The following is a 21,654-nucleotide window of genomic DNA, read 5'->3' as shown; positions in this document are numbered from 1 at the left end:
CCTCCCGGCCGCCCCTGTCGTCGTCAGCCCGCGATCGCCTCGACCCGTGGCTCCGCGATCGCCACATAGTCCGCCGTGACCAGCGCCAGCGAGCGATCCAGCCGGGCCGCATTGAAGAAGATCTCCGGCTGCTCCAGCAGCGCCGGATCGACGACCAAGGCCAGCTCCTCGTCGAAGGAGAACGGCAGGATCGTCCCGCTGACACTGCGCGCCAGCCGTTCCGCGACCTCTGGCGTGGCGAACCCGGCGTACGAGCCGCCCAGCAGGGCCTTCACCGCCCCCAGATCCACCCGCCGGTCACCCGGCACGACCGCCAGCACATAGCGCTTGGTCTTCTTGCCCAGCTTGACCATCACCACGATGCACTTGGCGGCCTGCTCGACGGCGTTCCCGCGCAGCGCGCTGACCGCCTCCGTCGCCCCCTCCTCGGCATGCTCATGGATCCGGTAGCGCGCCCCGCGCTCGTCCAGCAGGCCGATCAGCTTGGTGTATGTCTCGTGTTCGGTCGTCGTGATCCGCACTCCCGCTCTCGCTGCTCAGGCCGGAAACGCCTCGGAGAAAGCGGCCCTGGTGGGGGAGTCCGCCCGACGGTCCAGCACGGCGAACACAATACGGTCGAACCAGCCGGTGAAACGGCCGCCGTCCCGCAGTGCGGACGCGAACGCCCCTGCCACCTGGGCCGGTTCATTACGGAACACCCCGCAGCCCCATGCGCCGAGCACCAGCTGACGGTGCCCGCCGGCCGCCGCTACCTCCAGCACCCGTTCCGCACGCACCGCCAGTGCCGCCGCCACCCGGCTGGTCTCGGCCGGCCGCTGCCGCGCGATCACCCCCGCATTCGGCGCGGCGGCCGTCAGAAAGCCCGCCTCGTACGGCATGTCGAGCAAAGTGCCACGGTCGTCGCGGAACACCGGCACACCGGGGGAGAGGATGACCCGGTCGCTGTAGAACGGGCTCGGCTCGGCCCGGTGTGTGGCATAGAAGTCCGGGGCCTCGCGCACACAGGTGTAGAGCGCCGAGCCCCGGCACAGCGCCTCCTCCTGGGCCTGCGCACCGTTGAGATACCCGCCGCCGGGATTGCGCGCGGAGGCGAAATTCAGCACGGCGAGCGGACCCCCGCCCGCCTCGGCCAGCCGCCGCCCCGCCGTGAGGCTGCCTTCCCCCGTCACTTCGAACGCCGTGCGCACCCCCGACGACGGTGCCTCCACGGGAACCGGCTGCGGTCCGTACAGACGGGTCCCGGACCGGGCCCGTCCGACCGCCGCCGCGATCTCCACCAGCCGTCCGCTCGGTGCGCGGTATGCGCCCGCCGCGACGATCCGTTCGGTTTCCTGTGCCATGCCACGCAGCCGGGCGCTCATCGTCGGCACCCCCGTATCCGATCCTTCATAGAGATCAAGTTACGGGCCGGCGGCGCGCCCCGCGATCGGATTTCGATGCCCGCCGCCTGCCCGCCGCCTGCCCTCCGCCGTCCTCAGCCCTGCCGGCCCCGCCCCGCCAGCCACTGGTCCTCGGCCGCATACCCGAACAGCTTCTCGTCCGGGTAGCTGCCGGCCATCGTCGGGAACACCTCCCACCAGTCCCGCCCCTTGACCCGGTCGGTCAGCCATTGCACCGTCTCCGGCAGCGACTCCTCGTACGTCGTCACCGCGTGATAGCCCAACTCGCGCTCCGCCGCCGCCATGTCGTAGACGATGGGGTGCGCGGTCGACCACGGCGTCTCGCCGACACCGGACGACGGCGCGGCGCCGTCCATCCTCACGATCTCGCTCTCCGGCGCGCCCATCGCGGCGTCCACCGCCGCCGAGATGCCGGCGACCGTCGGCGCCTGCGGATCCCCCGCGTTCAGCACCCGAGAGCCCGGTCGGAGGGCCGCCAGCCGGATCAGCTCAGCGAGGTTGGCCACATGCACCGGATGGAATCGACTGCTTCCGCCGTACGCAAGCACCCGCACCCGGCGCCCGTCCAGCACCCGCTTGACGAAGTACAGCTCACGGGGCAGCGGACTGTACGGCCCGTGAATGGCGCCGGCCCGCAGCAGGGTCACCGGCAGCCGGTCGCCCTGTGCCAGCAGCGCCCGCTCCAGGGCGATCTTCCGGGTGCTGTAGTTGTCGTCGCCGGGCGGGACGGTCGGCTGGGACTCCGGGAGGGGCAACGGATAGGCCGGGGAGCCGTCCGGCTCGCCCTGGGTGGCGAAACTGCGCCCGCGGTCGTCCTCGTACACCGCGCCGCTGGAGATCACCACCGCCGAACCGATCCGGTCCGCCAGCGCGGTCAACTGCTGTGCGTGCGCCGCCCCGTACGCCACACAGTCCAGCAGCACGTCACAGCCCTCGCCGATCAGCCCGGCCAACGCAGCGTCGTCCTCCCGGTCCACCACCACCGGGCGGGCCTGCTCGGGCCAGGAGTCATCGCGCCCGCCGCGCCGGGACGCGGCCCGCACCTCCCAGCCGTCCCGCGCCAGGGCCCGCACCGCCGCCCGCCCGATCTGTCCGCTCGCCCCGATCACCACTGCGCTGCCTGAGGTCATGACCGGACTTTACGGACCGTCAGCGGGCCGCGGCAGACGGTTCGCCCACGGCGCAAGGAGAGCGCCGGGAGAGAAATCCGGCCGGCCGTTCAGCCCGCGGACCCCTTCCCGTGCCCACGCCGTCCGTGCGCCCGCGCCTGTGCCTGCGCCGCGGCCTTGGCCTCGCCCGCATAGGTGTCGACGTACTCCTGGCCGGACAGCGTGAGGATGGCGTACATGATCTCGTCGGTGACGGCGCGCAGGGCGGCGCGTTCGTCCTCCAGCCCCGCATACCGCGAGAAGTCCAGCGGCGTGCCGAAGCGGATGGTGATCCGCATGATGCGCGGCAGCCGCCGGCCCGTCGGCTGTGCCTCGAACGTGCCGATCATCGCGCACGGCACCACCGGCACCCCCGCTTTGATGGCCATCGAGGCGACGCCGGTACGCCCCTTGTAGAGCCGGCCGTCGTGCGAGCGGGTGCCCTCCGGATAGATGCCCAGCAGCCGGCCCTTGCGCAGGACCGAGAGCCCCGAGGAGATCGCCGCCTGCGAGGCATGGCCTCCGGACCGGTCCACCGGAATCTGCCCGACCCCCCGGAAGAACGCCGCGGTCAGCCGCCCCTTCAGACCGGGCCCGGTGAAGTACTCGGCCTTGGCCAGAAACGTCACCCGGCGCGGCACGATCGCCGGCATCACAAAGTGATCGGAGAACGACAGATGATTGCCCGCGATGATCGCCGCGCCCTCTTCCGGCACATGATCGAGCCCCTCGATCCGCGGCCGGAACACCAGCCGCAGCAACGGCCCGAGAAGCAGGTACTTCAGCACCTGGTAGAGCACAGGGCAGCTCCCCATTCCGTCGGCTCGCCTGGGCGGCTCCATCGTTCCAGGTCACAAGGGGCTCCCGGAGACGGCCAGTGATTCTATGGGCAAGTGCCGTCGCGGGTAACCACCTTCGGCCGGATCGATGCTGACTCTTTTCCGGTGCCCAGCGGCCACACGGTGAGGCGGGTCAGATGAGCGCCGCCGCCCTCGGCGAACACCTCCAGCCCGGTGTCGGCCGGGCCGGGGAATATCTGGTCGGTCAGGCACCTCGCCTCGCCGTCGGCGAACACCTCCACCGACGAGGCATCCACGAGCAGCCGCAGCCGCAGTCCGCCGCCGGTGAGGCCGACGGGCGCGCGGTGCACGGCGGGGAACTCCGCTGCGAAGTCCCCCTCGCCCGCGGCGGTCCGGTCGAGGAACAGCTCCCCGCTCCGGGTGTCATAACCGATCCGGGTGCGGTGGCCGGCCCCGGTGCGCACGTCCAGACCGAAGCGCCGGGCGCCGTCCGGCCGCAGCTCGGCCTCGATCTCGTACGACTGTCCGGTGTCCCGCAGCAGCCGCGTCGCGCCGGGCTCGACCGGCCGGTTCGCGATCTGTGCGAGTGGACGGCCGCGCAGACCGCGTACTTCGCCGACCGGACGCTGTACGAGAACCGTACCGCCGTCCGCGGTGGCGCGCAGGCCCAGTTCGCGCGGGAAGGTCATGGCGCTGCGCCACGGGCTGGTGGGGATCTTCTCCCCGTACAGCCAGTTGTTCATCCAGGCAATCATGATCCGGCGGCCGTCGGGGGCGTCGTTGTAGGTGGCGGCCGCATAGGCGTCGGCGCCGTGGTCCAGCCAGCGCGCCGGCAGCCGGGGATCGGCGGTGAAGCGGTGACCGTCGAAGTCACCGATGAAGTACTGCGCGCCCGAACCGCCCGCCGGGCCACCGGGGTTGAGGTTGACGACCAGGACCCACCTGGTGTGCAGCGGATCGCCGTCGACCGTCAGCGGGAACAGATCGGGACACTCCCACACCCCGCCGGTCGCCCCGCTCGGGCCGAAATCGCTCAGGTGCGTCCAGTGCCGCAGGTCCGGGGAGCCGTAGAAGCGGATCCGGTGCTCGGCGGCCAGCGCCACGGCCATCACCCATTGTCCGGTGGGGGCGTGCCAGAAGACCTTGGGGTCGCGGAAGTTGTCCGACCCGATGTCGAGGACGGGGTTGCCGGAGTACTTCGTCCAGGTCGTGCCGTCGTCGGTACTGAAGGCGAGCGACTGCCGCTGGCCGCCGGTGGCCTTGACCATGCTCGTGTAGACGGCGACGAGCGGCGGCGCCGCCGTCGTCCCCAGCCCGCTGGTGTTGTTGCGGTCGCACACCACGCTGCCGGAGAACACCATCTCCTGCTCGTCCTGGGGGAGGGCGACCGGGAGTTCCTCCCAGTGGACGAGATCGCTGCTGACGGCGTGGCCCCAGGACATGTTGCCCCAGGTGTTGCCGGACGGGTTGTACTGGAAGAACAGGTGGTACCTGCCGCGGTGGTGGATCAGGCCGTTGGGGTCGTTCATCCAGTTGCGGGCCGGTGTGAAGTGGACCCCAGGGCGGTAGGGCTCGCGCTGCCCCGCGGCGTACGGAGCGGCCGGGAGCGCGGCTGCCGGAGCGGTGGACCACGTTCCCAGGGCGCCGGCACCGGCCAGGCCCAGGCCGGTCGTCAGGATGCCGCGTCGGCTGAAGTACGGGGTGTCGGGCATGGGATGCCTCCAGTAGGGCGGCACGGCCAACTCGGGCCGGGTGCCTGCCGATTGAGGCCCGCCCGCGTCAACGGCTCCCGACGAACCGGATGGCTGGGACAGGCGGTGAGACAGCGGCCGCTGCCGACGATCACGGCCGGATGGCGGACGTTCCCGTTTCCCGGAAACGTCCGGGGGTGACTGTAAGAGTGCAGGCTCGCCGATGTCCAGACGTAGCTCAGTCGGCGCGTGGCCCTCCCGGCGGACAGCCGCAGGACGTCCGGTGCACCAGCGTGGGTTCGAGCAGGACGGTCCGCTTCGCCCCGGCCGGGTCGGCGAGCCGGTCGATGAGCATCCGTACGGACCGGGCGCCGATCTCCTCGACCGGCTGGGCGATCGCGGTGAGCTGGGGCTGCAGCAGATCGGCCCACTCGAAGTCGTCGAAGACGCACAGGGCGAGGTCCTGCGGCACCTTGACGCTCTTCCGGGACAGGGCGCGCAGCACACCGAGCGTCATGTGGTTGTTGCCGACCACCAGCGCGCTCGGCGGGCGCTCGCCGGACAACAGCCGCTCGGTGGCCTGCTGGGCGGTGTACGCGTGCGAGTGCCCGGAGACGACCAACTCCTGTCCCGCGTCGAGACCTTGGCGGGCCATGCCGCGCTGCCAGCCGCGGACCCGTTCGGAGCTGGTGCGTACGCCACGGCGGCCGGCGATCATGCCGATACGGGTGTGCCCCAGGTCGGCGAGGTGGTCCACCAGACGGGCGGTGGACTCGACGTTGGCGGTGCCGATCTGATCGAACGAGGTGGAGGCGCAGCGGTCGATGAGGACGGTCGGGAGTCCGGTGTCCTTGAGATAGCGCAGCGCCGCACCCCGGGCGCCGGCCGCGGTCGCCAGCAGCAGCCCGTCGACGCGGCGCTGGTGCAGGTTCTGCACCACCCGCAGCTCCTCCGCGGGATCGTCGTGGGTATCGGCTATCAGCAGGGTGTAGCCGGCGGCGCGCGCGGTGGCGTCGATGGCCGAGACCATGTCGGCGAAGTGGAAATTGGTGACCGCCGAGACCGCGAGACCGATGGTCCGGGTGCTCGCCGTCACCAGCGAGCGGGCGATGGTGTTCGGGATGTAGCCCGAGCTGCGCATGGCCTCCAGCACCTGCTCGCGGGTCTCGTCCTTCACGAACCGCGTCCCGTTGATGACATGGGACACGGTCGAGACCGAGACCCCGGCCTGACGTGCCACGTCGGCCATGGTCGCCATGCGCGCCTCCTCTTCGGCCTACCCGTACACGGGATCGTACGTTACTGATCCGTTAGGACAAGCGCTTGCGCAAACGCTTGCGCGAAATCTCCGGAGGGACCACGATGCCCAACCGTGTGCGGTCGTTTCCCGACCGGATGCCCGGCACCCGACGTCGTGTGCCGACCGCGTCCGTGACCGCCGCTTCCCGCCGCAGCCCGACGCGGCGCCGACACCGCCGCCCCGTTCCGGCCGACGCACGAACGGGGCGGCGGGGCACCGCCACGACCGCACCCGCCCGACCACGTCAGCCCCTTCGAAGGAGCCCTCGTTGTCCCGCACCGACACCGTCTCCGCGCCCGATCCCGACGCACCGCCCCGCGGCAATGCCCGCACCGCCGTCCTCGGCGCCTCCGCCGTCGCCGCACTCGGCGGCTTCCTGTTCGGCTACGACACCGGGATCATCTCCTCGGCCCTGCTCTACCTCGCCCCCGAGTTCGGTCTGAGCTCCGGTATGCAGCAGGTCACCGTGGCAGCGCTGCTGCTCGGCGCCATCGTCGGGGTCCTGGTCAGCGGCGCGGTCACCGACGCCGTGGGCCGCCGCCGCACCCTGCTCGCCGCCGCCGCGGTCTTCACCGTGGGCGCGCTCGGCTCGGCCGCCGCCCCCGACGACACCGTGCTGATCGCCGCCCGCTTCGTGCTGGGCCTGGCCATCGGTACGGCGTCCCTCACCGTGCCCGCGTATATCGCCGAGATCGCCCCCAAGGAGAGCCGCGGGCGGCTGGTCTCGCTCAACCAGCTGATGATCACCGTCGGCATCTTCGTCTCCTACCTGGTCGGATACGCCTTCGACGACCAGCACGGATGGCGATGGATGCTCGGCCTGGGCTGTGTACCCTCGCTCGCCATGTTCGCCGGAGTGCTGCGGCTGTCCGAGAGCCCGCGCTGGCTGCTCACCCACGGCCGGGCGGAGGAGGCACGCCAGGTGCTGCGCCGGACCCGCACCGCCGAGGAGGCCGACGGCGAGATCCGCGAGATCCAGTCCCTTGCCGCCCGGGAGGCGACCTTCGGCTACCGCGATCTGCTGCGCCCGGCGATGCGGCCCGCGGTGCTGCTCGGCGTGGTCGTCGCGGCCACCAACCAGCTCGTCGGTGTCAACGCGGTCATCTATTACGCACCCACCATGCTCAAGCAGGCCGGTTTCGCCAGCTCCGCGGCGATCCTGTCCTCGCTGGGCATCGGCCTGGTCAACATGGTCCTCACCGCCGTCGCCCTCCTCCTCGTCGACCGCGTGGGCCGTCGCCCTCTGCTGCTCGGTGGCACCGGTGTCGTCGTGCTGGCGCTGGTCCTGCTCGGCGCGCTCTACCTCGGCAACGGCGGGCAACCCGCCTCCAGCGGGCTCCTGGTGGCCGCCCTCTGCCTGTACATCGGTGCGTTCGCGCCCAGCCTGGGGCTGGCGATCTGGCTCATCAACAGCGAAATCTTCCCCACCGCGATCCGCGGCAAGGCCGCCTCGTTCGGCAATATGACGCACTGGGGTCTGGACTTCGTCATCTCCCTCACCGTCCTCACCACCATCAACGCCCTGACCCCGACCGGCCTGTTCTGGCTCTACGCGGCCTTCGGCCTCCTCGGTGTGCTCTACCTCCACCGCCGGCTGCCGGAGACCAAGGGCCGGAGCCTGGAGGACATCACCGCCTCACTGCGCGGCCGGACCCCGGACGGCGGGTGACGGCGGAACGCTGACCTTCCCGCCGTACGGCCCCGGTGGACACGTCCAGGGCCCGGCGGGAAGCTGAAGGGGATGCGGACCGATGTGCAGGCCCACGTGTGGAGCGAGGCCTACCTCCGGCTCCTGGAGTCCTACGGACGCCGGGACGCCGCCGCGCACCGCGGCCTGGGGGCCGGGGACAGCACTCAGGAGCTGGACGCCCGGTTCGCGATGAACGACGCGGCCGGAATCGACCACCAGATCCTGTCCGTGTCGCCCCAGGGCCCGTACTTCGCGGACGCCGGCCAGGCGGTCACGGCCGCCCGGCACGCCAATGACCACCTCGCCGGTCTGGTCCGCGACTGGCTCGCCCGCTTCTCCGCGTTCGCCGCGCTCCCGCTGCCCCACCTGGACCCGTCCCTGGAGGAACTGGCCCGCGCGCTCGGCGAACTCGGCATGGTGGGCGTCGGCGTCACCACCGATGTCCTCGGCCGCAGCCTCGGCGACCCCGCCTTCACCCCGCTCTTCGAGGAACTCGACCGGCGTGGCGGCGTGCTGTCCCTGCACCCCTCCGGCCATGACGCCGGATCACCCCTGATCGCCGCCCACCGGATGCGCTGGATGGTCGGCGCGCCGACGGAGGACACCATCTGCGCGATGCACCTCATCCTGGAGGGGATCCCCCGCCGCTTTCCCCGCCTGCGGATCATCCACTCCCATCTCGGCGGCGCCCTGCCGATGCTGCTGCCCCGCGCCGACGACCACCTCCCCTGGGAGGCCCCGGACGTCGTCGAGAAGCCCACCGAGGCGGCCCGCCGCATGTGGTACGACACGGTCGCCCACGGCCATGTACCCGCCGTGCGTGCCGCCGCCGAGTCCTACGGCGCCGGCCGGCTGCTGCTCGGCACCGACTTCCCCTACCAGAGCGGTCAACAGCTGTGCCGGGCCGTCTCGTTCCTCCAGGAAGCCCTTCCGCCGGAGCGGGCCGAGGAGGTGCTGACAGCGGGGGCCCGGCTGATCCGGCGGCGCGATACGTAGGGCAGGCCCGACGGATCATGGCCGGGGCGCCACTGTCCCCTCCGCGCTACGAGGCTTCCAGGAGGGCACGGAACCGGCGCCCGAAGAGATAGGCATCGCCCGGCCAGCGCGCCGAGAGATAGCGGCCGTCCTGCACGACGAACGCAGCGGAGTCGTCGGTCGCGGTGCCCCGCGCGGCCAGGACCCTCGGCCCCCGCTCGAAGCGGGCGTCCGGGCCGTCCAGCGCGGCCCTGACCTCGTCCTCCACATACGCCGGATACGTACGGTAGTAGCGGCCGAGCCGCCATGCGGTGGCCAGGTACGCCGACCGCTCCATGTACTTGGGCAGACAGGTCGTCCGCCGGTCCGCCAGCAGGCTGCGGCCGGTGGACGCCTCCCGTGCCCGCGCCGCCACCAGCACGCCGTGGCAGATCGCGCCGACCGGCCGGTCCAGCGCCCAGAACCTGCTGATCTGCTGCTGCAGCACCTCCGAGCCCAGGTACTGCCGCATCCCCGGGGCATGTCCGCCCGGGAGAATCAGCCCGTCGTACTCCTCCGGGGCCAGCTCCGCCCAGCCGACGGTCGCGCTGAACTCCTCGCTCCGGGCGAGTGCTTCGTAGAAACGCCGGGGTTCTTCCGCGGCGCCGAGCTGTCCGAACAGGACACCGGTCAGCAGCCGCGGATCGCATGCGGGCCGGGTGCCGGCCTGTTCGGTGGCGAAGACGACCTGATGGCCGGCGTCGGTGAGCAGCCGCCAGGGCACAGCCACTTCGGTGACATCGAAATCGCGGTCGGGGACCGGCATCAGCACGCGCACCGGGACATCATCGCAGGCCCGTGTTTCCGTCCGGTATCCGCTTTGGCATCCCCGGACAACTTTCAACTCGCCTTGAGTGCGGGCCGGTTGACTCGCCGTATTGCCCGGCGAACGAGCCTGGACCCAGGGTCCGGGCCGAGGACAGGAGTCAGAAGATGTCCCGGAAGAAGAGAGTCGGCCGGCGTCAGAAGATCCTCATCTGCGTCAGCGCCGCCGCGATGGTCGGCGGCATCGCCATCGCCACCACGGGCACCAGCCAGGCATCCGTGGCGTGCGACGGACTGGCCACCGCCCTGAGCAACAACCAGAAGTTCATCGCCGACCAGCAGGCGAAGCCGGACGCCCAGTCGGCGGCACGGATCGCCAACCGCCAAGCCGTGATCAAGGAGATCCAGGTCAAGCAGAAAGCCGCCGGCTGCTCGGGTGGGGAAGGCGGGGGCGACGCCGCGGGCGCTCCGCCGACGGGCAGTGAGCCGCCCGCCTCCAGTGCCCCGCCCGCCTCGGAGGCTCCGCCCGGGTCGGCGGATCCTTCCGCCTCCGATGACGCCTCCGCCTCCGCGGCCCCGCCGGCCGCCGGCGGCGATGTGGTCTGCGCCGGCTCGACGGTGACGCTCTCCGGCGAGGGCGGCGCCCCGGCGGCATCCAGCAACCAGTTCCCCACCGGGACCAAACTGAAGGTGACCAACCTGGACAACAACAAGTCGACGACCGTCTCCGTGACGTCGACGTCGGGCAGTTGTGCCCTGCTCAACAACGCGGCATTCGAGCAGGTACGTGAGGAGGGGAAGTTCCTGATCCGCCGCGCCCGCATCGAGCGCGTGGGCTGATCCCGGTCCGGTGGCCGGCAGCGGAGTCGCCTCCTCCGCTGCCGGCCACCCTTGTCTCCGATGTCTCCAGGGCGGCAATCGAAGGTCCGTACGGGCGACCTCACGGCGTGGCCGCTTGTCCGCCGGGGTCCGGCGAGGTGGCCTGGGGCCGCCGGGCGCCACGCGTCGCTGTCAGGCTCCCGCAGGCGATCCCACCGAGCTTTCCCAGGAGACATCGATGCCCGTGAGCCGTCGACGCCGATCCATCCCTGCCACCCTGACCGTGTCCGTGTCCGTGTCCGCGCTCGCCGCCCTGTCCGCGGCCTTGCTCGGCACGCTCTCCACCGGCTCGGCGCACGCCGACGAGCCGCCGGTCGCCGATCAGGGCCTGCTGCTGACCGTGTCCGGGTCCGGCAACACCTGGAGCCGGGGGGTGCGGCTCAGCTGCCCGGACATCCACGGCAGACATCCGCACGCGGCCGCCGCCTGCGAGGCGCTGACCTGGGCGCGCGGGAACCTGGACGCACTGCCCGGCGAGCCGCAGGCCTGCACCAGGGAGTTCGACCCGGTCACCGCCACCGCGACCGGCACCTGGCACGGCGTCGTGGTGAACTGGCACAAGGAGTACCCCAACGCCTGCACGATGGACTCCGCGACCGGGCCCTTGTTCCGCTTCTGAGGCGGCGCACCCGCACCGGCGGGCTCAGACCGGCCGCGCCGCGACCACGCCGATCGTCACCAGTGCCAGCACCACCCAGGAGAACCAGAGCCAGCCATTGGCGCCCATCGCCACGGTGTAGGCGGTCGCCACCACCAGTCCGCCCACCGTGCACACGGCCATCGTCCTAGCAGATCCGGGCATACCCGCAACCTCCTCACGGCGGCCCGGGACACCCGTGCCACGGGCCGCGGCCATGGGACCATCGTCCCCGGCCGCGGCCCGTACCGCCAGAGTGGCGACCCGCCGTCACTGCCCCCGTGCGTTGAGCGAGGCGAGATAGGCGTTGTAGTCGGCCAGTTCCTTGTCGCCGTCGCGATCGGCGGCCCGGTCCGCGCGCTGCGACTGACGCTCCTCGGACTTGTACCACTGGAAGACCAGAGCGATCAGTACCACCACGGACGGGATCTCACTGAAGGCCCAGGCAATGCCGCCGGCGGCCGACTGGTCGGACAGCGCCTCGATCCCGAGCGAGGACGGCGGGTGCAGGAAGGTGTCCACCATCGGTTCCGTGGCCATCATCAGCGCGATACCGAAGAAGGCGTGGAACGGCATGCCCGCGAACAGCTCCAGCATCCGCATCACATAGCCCGGCCGGTGCGGGCCCGGGTCGACGCCCATGATCGGCCAGAAGAACACCAGGCCGACCGCGAGGAAGTGCACCATCATCCCGATGTGCCCGGCCCGGGACTCCATCAGGAAGTCGAACAGCGGCGAGAAGTAGAGCGCGTAGAGACTCGCGATGAACAGCGGGATGGTGAACGCCGGATGCGTGATGATCCGCATGTAGCGGCTGTGCAGCAGCGCCACCAGCAGTTCGCGCGGTCCCTTGCGGCCGCGCCCGGCGGCCGGCAGCGCACGCAGTGCCAGCGTCACCGGCGCCCCGAGCAGCAGCAGGATCGGCGAGAGCATGCTGATGACCATGTGCTGGACCATGTGCACGCTGAACATCGCCATGCCGTAGTCGTTGATCCGGGTGCACATCACCAGTGCCACCGTCAGGACGCCCACGGCCCAGGCCACGGTCCGGCCCACCGGCCAGGCATCACCGCGCCGCCGCAGCCGGATCACCGCCCAGCCGTACAGCCCGAGTCCCAGCAGGCAGCCGACGAGAAAGAACGGATCACCACCGAACTCCAGGCCCCGCGCCAGCGTGAACGGCGGCAGATCCATGTTCATGCCGTCCATGCCGTGCCCGCTGTGATCCATCCGCTCGCTCCTGATTCGTACCAATGCTCCGGCGACAAGACTAGAACCGCCCCCGGCACGCGGATCGGCCGGGGGCGGTTCGTACCGCACGAGCTAAAGCACTGAGGTCACCCAGGTCACAGCACGCACTCGGCCTCGTCGTAGCGCTCCGCCGGCACCGTCTTGAGCGTCTCCACGGCCTCGGCCAGCGACACCAGCGTGATGTCGGTGCCGCGCAGTGCCGTCATCATCCCGAAGTCGCCACGGTGCGCGGCCTCGACGGCGTGCCAGCCGAAGCGGGTGGCGAGCACCCGGTCGTACGCGGTCGGGGTGCCGCCGCGCTGGACGTGCCCGAGTATCACCGGCCGGGCCTCCTTGCCGAGGCGGTCCTCCAGCTCCACGGAGAGCTGCCGGGCGACACCGGCGAACCGCTCATGGCCGTACATGTCCTTGCCGCCGATGTCGAAGGACATGGTGCCCTCGCGCGGCCTGGCGCCCTCGGCGACGACCACGATCGCGAACTTCTTGCCGGCCTCGAACCGCTCGGCGACCCGCGCGGTCAGCTCCTCGATGTCGAAGGGCCGCTCCGGCACCACGATCGCGTGCGCACCGGCCGCCATCCCCGAGTGCAGCGCGATCCAGCCGGTGTGCCGCCCCATCACCTCGACGATCATCACCCGCTGATGGGATTCGGCGGTGGTCTTGAGCCGGTCCAGCGCCTCGGTGGCCACACCCACCGCGGTGTCGAAGCCGAACGTCACGTCCGTGACCGCGATGTCGTTGTCGATGGTCTTCGGTACGCCGACGATCGGCAGCCCGGCGTCCGACAGCAGCCGCGCCGCCTTCAGCGTGCCCTCGCCGCCGATCGGGATGATCGCGTCCAGGCCCAGCTCGGCGACATGGCCACGGGCCCGCTCCACGCCGTCCCGCAGATGCGCGGGCTGTACCCGCGAGGACCCGAGGATGGTGCCGCCGCGCGCCAGGATGCCGCCGACGGCGTCGAGGTCGAGCTTGCGGTAGTCGCACTCCAGCAGGCCCTTCCAGCCGTCGCGGAAGCCGATCACCTCATCGCCGTGATCGGCGGTGGCGCGATGGACGACGGAGCGGATGACGGCGTTCAAGCCGGGGCAGTCGCCGCCGGAGGTGAGTACACCAATACGCATTGCTCGAAAAACCCTCTGCAACTCAACCGGGGGCCCGGACCCCGTCGTCCGGTTGGATCCCGCTCACCCTACAAGCGCGGGGCCGCCGGGAACACGTACGCCCGCAGTGCGGACTGCGGGCGTACGAAAAGGGTGGAATTCGGGCGGGCGTCGCCGACGGCGAACCGCTCGAAACCGGGACGAAGTGGTATCAAGCAGGCTGAGTCGCCGCGGCGATCCGCTCCTGACGCAACGCCTCGTACCAGCGGTCCTCCACCGGAGGCAGCGCATTGACATCCAGCGCCAGCTTGATCAGCAGATCGGCGATATGCGGATTGCGCGCCATCACCGGCCCGTGCATGTACGTACCGAAGACGGTGTCGTTCCATGCGCCCTCGTAGCCGTCGCCGACGCCGTTGCCCTTGCCGAACCGCACCTTGGCGAACGGCCGGGCGGTCTTGCCCAGGTGCGTCACGCCCTGGTGGTTCTCGAAGCCGGTCAGCGGCGGCAGCCCCAACTGCGGGTCGATATCGGCGAGTACGTCGCCGACACAGCGCTCGGCCTCGCCGCGGGTGCTGACCACGTCCAGCAGCCCCAGGCCCTCCTGCCGCTCCCCGAGGTCATTGATGAACTCGTGCCCCAGGATCTGGTAGCCGGCGCACACCGAGAAGACGATCGCGCCGTTGGAGACCGCGCGGCTCAGCCCGCCGTCGCGGATCAGCCGCTCGGACGCCAGCCGCTGCGGCCGGTCCTCGCCGCCGCCGATCAGATAGATATCGCCGGAGGTGGGAATCTGCTGGTCGGACCGTACGTCCAGGCGCTGGACGTCCAGACCGCGCTGGCGCGCCCGCCGCTCCACCACCAGGGCGTTCCCCTGGTCGCCGTACGTGCTCAGCAGGTCCGGGTAGATCCACACCAGGCGCAGGCTGTTGTCACTCATGCTCGCTCGTCCTTGTCCCTCACGTCGGTGGACCGCACTCAGTTGCCCACGCGCCGGCGCAGGTCCTGGAAGGCCGTGTAGTTGGCGATGACCTCGATGCGGCCGGGCGGTGCCAGCTGCACCGCCTCTTCGAGGCTCTCGCACACCTGGAAGTCCAGGCCCGCGACCTCCAGGCGCACCGCCAGGTCCAGCTTGCGGTCGCCGAGTACGAAGATCGGGTGCCCGGCGAGCCGGGTGTAGTCGACGTCCCACAGCCAGGAGGTGTCCGTGCCGTCCGCGCCGCGGGCGTTCACCGACATGATCACGGGGGTGGGCGGCGGGTCGATCAGCGAGAACGTCTCCAGCCAGCCGGCCGGGTTCTTCGCCAGCAGCAGCCGCAGCTCCCGCTCCAGGAAGGTGACCACGTCGTAGCGGCCGGCCACCGCCTGCACCGAGAACATCCGCTCCAGGGCCACCTGCGGCGGCACCCCGAAGGCGGCAGCGACCGCGGCGGACGTGGTGGCGTTCGCCTTGTTGGCACGCCCCGGCAGCTGCAGCTTGATCGGCCAGGCGCTGCCGTGCGGGTCGAGAACATGATCGCCGGACAGTGCCCAGCTGGGCGTGGGACGGCGGAATCCGCACTCGGCGCAGAACCAGTCCTCGCCCGGCCGCTGCATCACACCACCGCACGAGGGGCAGGACCAGGCGTCGTCCTTCCACTCCTGCCCGGCCGCGACCCACACCACATTCGCGGACGACGAGGCCGCCCAGACGATCAGCGGGTCGTCCGCGTTGGCGATGATCAGGGCCTTGGAACCGGCCAGGCCCTCGCGCCAGTGCTCGGCCAGCATCCGGGTCTCCGCGGCGCGGTCGAGCTGGTCGCGCGAGAGGTTCAGCAGCGCTATGGCCTTCGGCGTCACATCGCGTGCCACGCCGGCGAGGTACTTCTCGTCCACCTCGATGACGCCGTAACGGGCGTCCGAGCCACCGGCCAGGGCGGAGGTGATGCCCGCCGGCATGTTGGCGCCGAGCGCGTTGGAGACCACCGGGCCACTGGCCCGCAGCGCCTCCGCGATCAGTCGCGTCGTCGTCGTCTTGCCGTTGGTCGCCGACACCAGGATGACGTCCAAGTGCCGGGCCAGCCGCGCCAGCAGGTCGGGGTCGAGCTTGAGCGCCACCCGGCCACCGATCACCGATCCGCTGCCGCGGCCCGCCGCGCGCGATACCGCCGCCGCGGCCTTGCCCGCCGTCACGGCCAGCTTGGCCCGCGGCGACAGCGGGTCCGTGTTGCCTGCCATCGTCCTTGATCCTCCTTGCATCCGGCGCCCGCCTGCCCTGAGGCTGCCGATGGAACGCTTCCTCCGCAGCCGATGACCGGCCGAGGCTTCGGTCGGGGATCAGCCTATCGAGATCCGGCCCCGGGCCCGAACCCCGCCACCCGTCCGACGACATCCCGGGCGCGCCGGACCGTACGCTTACCCCCATGCCTCCCCGCACCATCCCCGGCAGTTCCGGCCGGGTCCGCCCGCTGCGCCTGCTCGGCGATCCGGCCCTGACCGAGCCCTGCCGGGAGGTCACCGCCTTCGACGGCGAGCTGGCCCGGCTGGTCGAGGACATGTACGCGACGATGTACGCCGCGCACGGTGTGGGCCTTGCCGCCAATCAGATCGGCGTCCCGCTCCGGGTGTTCGTCTACGACTGCCCCGACGACGAGGAACGCCGCCACCTCGGGCATCTGGTGAACCCCCGGCTCGTCGAGGCCGACGGCCCGGTCGTCCGCGGGCCCGAGGGCTGTCTCTCGCTCCCCGGCATCGAGGCCGGCACTCCGCGCCACGACCACACCGTCGTGAGCGGGTTCAGCGTCACCGGCGAGCCCAGGACCGTGACCGGCACCGGCTTCTTCGCCCGCTGCCTCCAGCACGAGTGCGACCACCTCGACGGCGGGCTGTACGTCGACCGCCTCACCGGGCTGCGCCGCCGCCGCGCGCTGCGCGCGGCGGCCAGGGCACCGTGGGCGGCAACGGCGGCGTCCGGCCGCTGAGCGACCGGCGCCTCCTGCCGTTTCACGGTCCGGTGCTCAGAAGCCCGGACCGTCCGCGCGGTCCTCGACCGCGGCCAGCTGCCCCCAGAGCAGATCGGCCAGCTGCGTGACCAACTGCTCGCGCGAACAAGGACGTTCCCGCAGCCACCAGTCACCCGCGCCGTGCATCATGCCGACGATGCCGTGTCCCCATACGCGTGCCGACAGCTCGCCACCCGGCCCCAGGTCGAGCCGGTCGGTGATCACCTTGGCCAGCTCCTCGCCGAGCCGGCGCAGCAGCGGTGCGGAGTGCCGCCCGACGTCGAAGCCGGACTCCGACGCGGTGTCCTCGTCCGACGGATGCATCAGGAAGCGGTACACCTGAGGCCGGGCCTCGATCGCGAGCAGGTACGCGTCGAGGGTGGCCTCGACGCGGTCCCGGCGCAGGACGGGCGCGTCGAGCGCGGTCGCCAGATTGGCCAGCAAGGCATCGGTGTGCCGTACGGCGAGTGCGCGGTACAGCCCGCCCTTGTCGCCGAAGTGCCGGTAGAGGATCGGCTTGGTGATGCCGGCCTCGGCGGCGATGGCGTTCATCGATGCGTCCGGGCCGTCGCGCAGCACAATGCGCTCGGCGGCCTCCAACAGCTCCCGCCGTCTGCGCTCGGTCGCCGTCTGCTGGCGGCCGCTGTGCTTTGTGCTTTCCATGGTCGTGCTCCCCACCCTTGTGAATCTGTGGCGCTCGCGCAACGTAACACCCGAACTCCACGGTGAATTCGTCCTCAGGGGAGTTGACATCCCCTACTGGTGAGTAACACACTGCGGGTTACCGCAAGTAACAACGGTAGTGCCTGGTAGCAGTGGAGGGGAACATGGCCGAGTTCACCATGGAGCTCAACGACGAGCAGAAGGAAGTCCGTGACTGGGTTCACGGCTTCGCCGCGGACGTCATGCGCCCCGCCGCCGCCGAATGGGACGAGCGCGAGGAGACCCCCTGGCCCGTCATCCAGGAAGCCGCCAAGATCGGCCTGTACTCGCTGGACTTCTACGCCCAGCAATTCTTCGACCCCACCGGCCTCGGCATCCCGATGTCCATGGAGGAGCTGTTCTGGGGCGACGCCGGCATCGGCCTGTCGATCGTGGGCACCGGGCTCGCCGCCGTCGGTGTGCTCGCGAACGGCACCGAGGAGCAGATCGGCACCTGGGTCCCGCAGATGTACGGCGACGCCGGCGATGTCAAGGTCGCCGCCTTCTGCTCGTCGGAACCGGACGCCGGCTCGGATGTCGCCGCGATGCGTACCCGCGCGGTCTACGACGGGGCCAAGGACGAGTGGGTCCTCAACGGCACCAAGACCTGGGCCACCAACGGCGGGATCGCCAACGTCCATGTCGTCGTCGCGGCCGTCGACCCCGAACTCGGCTCCAAGGGCCATGCCTCGTTCATCGTCCCCCCGAACACCCCCGGCCTCTCCCAGGGGCAGAAGTTCAAGAAGCACGGCATCCGCGCCTCGCACACCGCCGAGGTCGTCCTGGAGGACGTCCGGGTCCCCGGCCACTGCCTGCTCGGCGGCAAGGAGAAGCTCGACGAGCGCCTCGCCCGTGCCCGTGAGAAGGCCAAGAGCGGCGGCGAGCGCGTGAAGAACGCCGCCATGGCCACCTTCGAGGCCTCCCGCCCGGCCGTCGGCGCGATGGCGGTCGGCACCGCCCGCGCGGCCTACGAAGAGGCACTGGAATACGCCAAAACCCGCTCCCAGTTCGGCCGCCCGATCATCGACAACCAGGGTGTGGCCTTCCAGCTCGCCGATATGCGTACCCAGATCGACGCCGCCCGCCTGCTGGTCTGGCGTGCCTCGTGGATGGCCGTGGCGGGCAAGCCGTTCACCTCCGCCGAAGGCTCCATGTCCAAGCTCTTCGCCAGCGAGGTCGCCAAAAAGGTCACCGCCCAGGCCGTACAGATCCTCGGCGGCAACGGCTTCACCCGCGAATACCCGGTCGAGCGGATGCACCGTGATGCCGCTATCTACACCATTTTCGAGGGCACCAGCGAAATCCAGCGACTGGTGATTGCCCGCACGGTTTCCGGGATGCCGATCCGCTGAACCGTACGTGCGGTAAAGCGCGCGGAGTGGTTAATTGCGTGGGCCCCGCCCGGTCATCGGGTGGGGCCCACGCATGTGCTGGTCGAGCGCCGGAAAATGGATTCCGGAATTCGGCTGTGGGAGATATCGGGGAGCTCAACTCGACGGTCGGGGCATGCGGCGGGGTGGGGGCGAATTCGCGGTACGGATATGGCCGTGACGCCCGACGGGCCGGTGGGCCGGGCGTGCGCGGCGGCGCCGGCGTGACCGCCCCGGCCTCCGACGGGCGCACGGGTGCAGACCGAGAACGGTGAAAACCCCGGCGGTTCGGAGCTTCTGTGTGTTGGCCGTCGGGCCCGGCCAACGGCAACGGCACGACGTATCGGAAATCGCTCATACAACCTTCAACCAGTGGATAGTATTCGCCGTGTCGTGGTTGTGCGGTCGTCAGCGCAAGTGCCCGCTTCGGCGAAGTCGCCGCACATTGCTCGTCACCGCCTTCGTCGAATGGCGACGCTCGAAGAGCGGGTTGGTCACCGTGTGCGGGGTGGGGGAGGGGAATCCCCCGGCGACAACCGCTGACCTCTGTAAGGGAGCCCCACCGCAAGGGAGTTGTGGTGGGGCTCAGCTGTGTTCGCGTGGTGTCGGTCGGGTCAACGCCGGTCACCGGTAGCTGGACACGTCGCCGCTCGGCCCGCTCGGCCCGCTCGGTCCGCTCGGCCCCTCGTCCCCTTCGTGTCCTGCGCGTCACGCGGGCGTCCACCTCGCCCTCTCCTCGCTGCGGGCATCCAGGCAGCGGAGGCTCGGCCTCCCCTTGACGGGTGGGTCGCTGCGTTCTACGTTCCTTCCATAAAGCAAAACATTAATTCCATGATGCGGAATTGATCCCCCTCCGGCCCTTCGTCGGAGCTTGCCCGTGACAGGTCGACGCAGGAGTACTCGATGCCTCGAATGACAGCCGCTCGCGCCGCGGTGGAGATCCTCAAGCGTGAGGGCGTGACCAACGCCTTCGGAGTGCCGGGTGCCGCGATCAACCCCTTCTACGCAGCGCTCAAGGCCGCGGGCGAGATCGACCACACGCTGGCCCGCCATGTCGAGGGCGCCTCGCACATGGCGGAGGGGTACACCCGGACCCACCCCGGCAACATCGGCGTCTGCATCGGTACCTCCGGCCCGGCCGGCACGGACATGATCACCGGTCTCTACTCCGCGATCGGTGACTCGATCCCGATCCTGTGCATCACCGGCCAGGCCCCGACCGCGGTGATCCAGAAGGAGGACTTCCAGGCCGTCGACATCGCCTCGATCGCCAAGCCGGTCACCAAGGCCGCCACCACGGTCATGGAGGCCGCGCAGGTCCCCGGGGTTTTCCAGCAGGCCTTCCACCTGATGCGCTCCGGGCGGCCCGGCCCGGTCCTGATCGACCTGCCGATCGACGTCCAGCTGACGGAGATCGACTTCGACCCCGAGACGTATGAGCCGCTGCCGGCCTTCAAGCCGACCGCGACCCGAGCCCAGGTCGAGAAGGCCCTCACGCTCCTCAACGAGTCCCGGCGCCCCCTGATCGTCGCCGGTGGCGGCATCATCAACGCCGATGCCTCCGAGCTGCTGGTCGAGTTCGCCGAGCTGACCGGCACCCCGGTCGTCCCCACCCTGATGGGCTGGGGAATCCTCGCCGACGACCATGAGCTCAACGCCGGCATGGTCGGCCTGCAGACCTCGCACCGCTACGGCAACGCGAACTTCCTGGAGTCCGACTTCGTCCTGGGCATCGGCAACCGCTGGGCCAACCGGCACACCGGCAAGCTCGACGTCTACACCCAGGGCCGGAAGTTCGTCCATGTCGACATCGAGCCGACCCAGATCGGCAAGATCTTCGCTCCGGACTACGGGATCGCCTCCGACGCCAAGGCCGCGCTGGAGCTGTTCGTCGAGGTGGCCAAGGAGCTCAAGGCCGCCGGTAAGCTCCCCGACCGCAGTGACTGGGCCGCCTCCACCCAGGTGCGCAAGGCCCAGCTCCAGCGCCGTACGCACTTCGACGACATCCCGATGAAGCCGCAGCGCGTCTACGAGGAGATGAACAAGGCCTTCGGCCCGGAGACCCGCTATGTGACCACCATCGGTCTCTCCCAGATCGCCGGCGCGCAGATGCTGCACGTCTACAAGCCGCGCCACTGGATCAACTGCGGCCAGGCCGGCCCGCTCGGCTGGACCATCCCCGCCGCGCTGGGTGTGGCCACCGCCGACCCGGAGACGCCGGTGGTCGCCCTCTCCGGTGACTACGACTTCCAGTTCATGCTCGAAGAGCTGGCCGTCGGCGCTCAGCACAAGATCCCGTACGTGCATGTCCTGGTGAACAACGCGTACCTGGGCCTGATCCGTCAGGCGCAGCGCAACCTCGACATCAACTTCCAGGTCAACCTGGAGTTCGAGAACATCAACGCGCCGGAACTGGGCGTCTACGGCGTGGACCACGTCAAGGTCGCCGAGGGCCTGGGCTGCAAGGCCATCCGCGTCACCGACCCGAGCGAGCTGGGCGCCGCTTTCGAGGAGGCCAAGAAGCTGGCCGCCGAACACCGCGTCCCGGTCGTGGTCGAGGCGATCCTCGAGCGGATCACCAACATCTCGATGAGCGGTACCGACATCGCCAGTGTCAACGAGTGGGAGGACATCGCGACCGAGCCGGGCCATGCGCCCACCGCGATCAAGCCGCTCAAGGTCTGACGGCGACTCCGGCGTCGCGTGGTGAGCCGGGCGTCCTCGATCCTCTCGCCCGGCTCACCGTCATCCCGTAGATCAGTTCCCAAATCCGTTATCCGGAAGGAGTGTCGGCCCTGATGGGTTTCTCGGACACGCGCTTCAACGTCAATCTGTCGATTCTGTTCACTGAGCTTCCGTTGTTGGAGCGGCCGGGGGCCGCGCGGGCGGTGGGTTTCACGGCGGTGGAGTTGTGGTGGCCGTGGGT

20 protein-coding genes and 1 pseudogene are annotated in these 21,654 nt (G+C 70.5%); 8 read left to right on the top strand and 13 right to left on the bottom strand.

What is annotated here, in order from left to right; translation table 11 throughout:
- Positions 1-23: 23 nt before the first annotated feature.
- The 6 genes from ACGFWI_RS36540 to ACGFWI_RS36515 form a co-directional block, all read right to left on the bottom strand.
- Positions 24-515, bottom strand: coding sequence for a YbaK/EbsC family protein (locus ACGFWI_RS36540; RefSeq protein WP_393910402.1), 492 nt, complete (start codon positions 513-515; stop codon positions 24-26).
- 21 nt (positions 516-536) lie between these two features.
- Positions 537-1,361: a TIGR02452 family protein gene (locus ACGFWI_RS36535; protein WP_393910401.1), complete on the bottom strand. Its 825-nt coding sequence runs from the start codon at positions 1,359-1,361 to the stop codon at positions 537-539.
- 113 nt (positions 1,362-1,474) lie between these two features.
- Entirely contained in the window at positions 1,475-2,530 is a 1,056-nt protein-coding gene (locus ACGFWI_RS36530; RefSeq protein WP_393910382.1) for an NAD-dependent epimerase/dehydratase family protein, read from the bottom strand.
- Positions 2,531-2,619: 89 nt separating this feature from the next.
- Positions 2,620-3,348 (bottom strand): lysophospholipid acyltransferase family protein, encoded by a 729-nt coding sequence (locus ACGFWI_RS36525; protein WP_393910381.1) that lies wholly within the window; start codon positions 3,346-3,348, stop codon positions 2,620-2,622.
- 83 nt (positions 3,349-3,431) lie between these two features.
- Positions 3,432-5,060 carry a glycoside hydrolase family 32 protein gene (locus tag ACGFWI_RS36520; RefSeq protein WP_393910380.1) on the bottom strand — a complete coding sequence of 543 codons (1,629 nt, stop codon included), beginning with the start codon at positions 5,058-5,060 and terminating at the stop codon, positions 3,432-3,434.
- 217 nt (positions 5,061-5,277) lie between these two features.
- Positions 5,278-6,297, bottom strand: coding sequence for a LacI family DNA-binding transcriptional regulator (locus ACGFWI_RS36515; RefSeq protein ID WP_393910379.1), 1,020 nt, complete (start codon positions 6,295-6,297; stop codon positions 5,278-5,280).
- 310 nt (positions 6,298-6,607) lie between these two features.
- On the opposite strand from ACGFWI_RS36515, the gene ACGFWI_RS36510 reads away from it, so the two are divergent.
- Both ACGFWI_RS36510 and ACGFWI_RS36505 read left to right on the top strand, forming a co-directional pair.
- Positions 6,608-8,008, top strand: coding sequence for a sugar porter family MFS transporter (locus ACGFWI_RS36510; protein ID WP_393910378.1), 1,401 nt, complete (start codon positions 6,608-6,610; stop codon positions 8,006-8,008).
- A gap of 72 nt (positions 8,009-8,080) precedes the next feature.
- Positions 8,081-9,025: an amidohydrolase family protein gene (locus ACGFWI_RS36505; RefSeq protein ID WP_393910377.1), complete on the top strand. Its 945-nt coding sequence runs from the start codon at positions 8,081-8,083 to the stop codon at positions 9,023-9,025.
- A 46-nt stretch (positions 9,026-9,071) separates the two neighbouring features.
- Here the strand turns inward: ACGFWI_RS36505 and ACGFWI_RS36500 are convergent, their stop codons facing one another.
- Positions 9,072-9,821, bottom strand: a complete 750-nt coding sequence (locus ACGFWI_RS36500; protein ID WP_393910376.1) for a type 1 glutamine amidotransferase domain-containing protein — start codon at positions 9,819-9,821, stop codon at positions 9,072-9,074.
- Between the two features lie 155 nt (positions 9,822-9,976).
- Here ACGFWI_RS36500 and ACGFWI_RS36495 point away from each other — a divergent pair, with 155 nt between their 5' ends.
- Positions 9,977-10,648: a hypothetical protein gene (locus tag ACGFWI_RS36495; RefSeq protein WP_393910375.1), complete on the top strand. Its 672-nt coding sequence runs from the start codon at positions 9,977-9,979 to the stop codon at positions 10,646-10,648.
- Between the two features lie 268 nt (positions 10,649-10,916).
- Positions 10,917-11,306, top strand: a complete 390-nt coding sequence (locus ACGFWI_RS36490) for an SSI family serine proteinase inhibitor (protein ID WP_393910374.1) — start codon at positions 10,917-10,919, stop codon at positions 11,304-11,306.
- Between the two features lie 24 nt (positions 11,307-11,330).
- On the opposite strand, the gene ACGFWI_RS36485 is transcribed toward ACGFWI_RS36490, so the two are convergent.
- The 5 genes from ACGFWI_RS36485 to ACGFWI_RS36465 form a co-directional block, all read right to left on the bottom strand.
- The gene (locus tag ACGFWI_RS36485; RefSeq protein ID WP_030076233.1) at positions 11,331-11,489 is read right to left on the bottom strand and encodes a hypothetical protein; all 159 of its coding nucleotides are present in this window, start codon (positions 11,487-11,489) and stop codon (positions 11,331-11,333) included.
- Between the two features lie 105 nt (positions 11,490-11,594).
- On the bottom strand, positions 11,595-12,554 hold the full coding sequence (locus ACGFWI_RS36480) for a cytochrome c oxidase assembly protein (RefSeq protein WP_393910373.1): 960 nt from the start codon (positions 12,552-12,554) through the stop codon (positions 11,595-11,597).
- Between the two features lie 116 nt (positions 12,555-12,670).
- Positions 12,671-13,696 carry a 6-phosphofructokinase gene (locus tag ACGFWI_RS36475; protein ID WP_393910372.1) on the bottom strand — a complete coding sequence of 342 codons (1,026 nt, stop codon included), beginning with the start codon at positions 13,694-13,696 and terminating at the stop codon, positions 12,671-12,673.
- 190 nt (positions 13,697-13,886) lie between these two features.
- Positions 13,887-14,615, bottom strand: a complete 729-nt coding sequence (locus ACGFWI_RS36470; protein ID WP_086716724.1) for a type 1 glutamine amidotransferase — start codon at positions 14,613-14,615, stop codon at positions 13,887-13,889.
- A gap of 38 nt (positions 14,616-14,653) precedes the next feature.
- Entirely contained in the window at positions 14,654-15,892 is a 1,239-nt protein-coding gene (locus ACGFWI_RS36465) for a MurT ligase domain-containing protein (protein ID WP_393910371.1), read from the bottom strand.
- 185 nt (positions 15,893-16,077) lie between these two features.
- Between ACGFWI_RS36465 and def the strand changes: the two genes are divergently transcribed.
- Positions 16,078-16,635, top strand: a complete 558-nt coding sequence (gene def / locus ACGFWI_RS36460; RefSeq protein ID WP_393910370.1) for a peptide deformylase — start codon at positions 16,078-16,080, stop codon at positions 16,633-16,635.
- A gap of 36 nt (positions 16,636-16,671) precedes the next feature.
- Here def and ACGFWI_RS36455 read toward each other — a convergent pair whose 3' ends face one another.
- Positions 16,672-17,319: a TetR family transcriptional regulator gene (locus ACGFWI_RS36455; protein ID WP_393910369.1), complete on the bottom strand. Its 648-nt coding sequence runs from the start codon at positions 17,317-17,319 to the stop codon at positions 16,672-16,674.
- A gap of 164 nt (positions 17,320-17,483) precedes the next feature.
- Here ACGFWI_RS36455 and ACGFWI_RS36450 point away from each other — a divergent pair, with 164 nt between their 5' ends.
- The 3 genes and pseudogenes from ACGFWI_RS36450 to ACGFWI_RS36440 all read left to right on the top strand — a co-directional run.
- Positions 17,484-18,710: an acyl-CoA dehydrogenase family protein gene (locus ACGFWI_RS36450; protein ID WP_393910368.1), complete on the top strand. Its 1,227-nt coding sequence runs from the start codon at positions 17,484-17,486 to the stop codon at positions 18,708-18,710.
- A gap of 921 nt (positions 18,711-19,631) precedes the next feature.
- A complete protein-coding gene (gcl, locus tag ACGFWI_RS36445) occupies positions 19,632-21,413 on the top strand; it encodes a glyoxylate carboligase (RefSeq protein WP_393910367.1) in 1,782 nt (593 codons plus the stop codon).
- Between the two features lie 113 nt (positions 21,414-21,526).
- Positions 21,527-21,654, top strand: a pseudogene (locus ACGFWI_RS36440) (hydroxypyruvate isomerase); the annotation flags it as partial.

Source organism: Streptomyces sp. NPDC048434 (assembly GCF_043200375.1).
Lineage (GTDB): Bacteria > Actinomycetota > Actinomycetes > Streptomycetales > Streptomycetaceae > Streptomyces.
This window is presented reverse-complemented; position numbering and strand designations above follow the sequence as displayed.

Bases quoted from the DNA above. Each gene is read 5' to 3' on its own strand.
- ACGFWI_RS36535 (WP_393910401.1), bottom strand. From the start codon at position 1,361: ATGAGCGCCCGGCTGCGTGGCATGGCACAGGAAACCGAACGGATCGTC.
- ACGFWI_RS36530 (WP_393910382.1), bottom strand. From the start codon at position 2,530: ATGACCTCAGGCAGCGCAGTGGTGATCGGGGCGAGCGGACAGATCGGG.
- ACGFWI_RS36520 (WP_393910380.1), bottom strand. From the start codon at position 5,060: ATGCCCGACACCCCGTACTTCAGCCGACGCGGCATCCTGACGACCGGC.
- ACGFWI_RS36515 (WP_393910379.1), bottom strand. From the start codon at position 6,297: ATGGCGACCATGGCCGACGTGGCACGTCAGGCCGGGGTCTCGGTCTCG.
- ACGFWI_RS36505 (WP_393910377.1), top strand. From the start codon at position 8,081: ATGCGGACCGATGTGCAGGCCCACGTGTGGAGCGAGGCCTACCTCCGG.
- ACGFWI_RS36495 (WP_393910375.1), top strand. From the start codon at position 9,977: ATGTCCCGGAAGAAGAGAGTCGGCCGGCGTCAGAAGATCCTCATCTGC.
- ACGFWI_RS36485 (WP_030076233.1), bottom strand. From the start codon at position 11,489: ATGCCCGGATCTGCTAGGACGATGGCCGTGTGCACGGTGGGCGGACTG.
- ACGFWI_RS36480 (WP_393910373.1), bottom strand. From the start codon at position 12,554: ATGGATCACAGCGGGCACGGCATGGACGGCATGAACATGGATCTGCCG.
- ACGFWI_RS36475 (WP_393910372.1), bottom strand. From the start codon at position 13,696: ATGCGTATTGGTGTACTCACCTCCGGCGGCGACTGCCCCGGCTTGAAC.
- ACGFWI_RS36470 (WP_086716724.1), bottom strand. From the start codon at position 14,615: ATGAGTGACAACAGCCTGCGCCTGGTGTGGATCTACCCGGACCTGCTG.
- ACGFWI_RS36465 (WP_393910371.1), bottom strand. From the start codon at position 15,892: ATGGCAGGCAACACGGACCCGCTGTCGCCGCGGGCCAAGCTGGCCGTG.
- def (WP_393910370.1), top strand. From the start codon at position 16,078: ATGCCTCCCCGCACCATCCCCGGCAGTTCCGGCCGGGTCCGCCCGCTG.
- ACGFWI_RS36455 (WP_393910369.1), bottom strand. From the start codon at position 17,319: ATGGAAAGCACAAAGCACAGCGGCCGCCAGCAGACGGCGACCGAGCGC.
- ACGFWI_RS36450 (WP_393910368.1), top strand. From the start codon at position 17,484: ATGGCCGAGTTCACCATGGAGCTCAACGACGAGCAGAAGGAAGTCCGT.
- gcl (WP_393910367.1), top strand. From the start codon at position 19,632: ATGCCTCGAATGACAGCCGCTCGCGCCGCGGTGGAGATCCTCAAGCGT.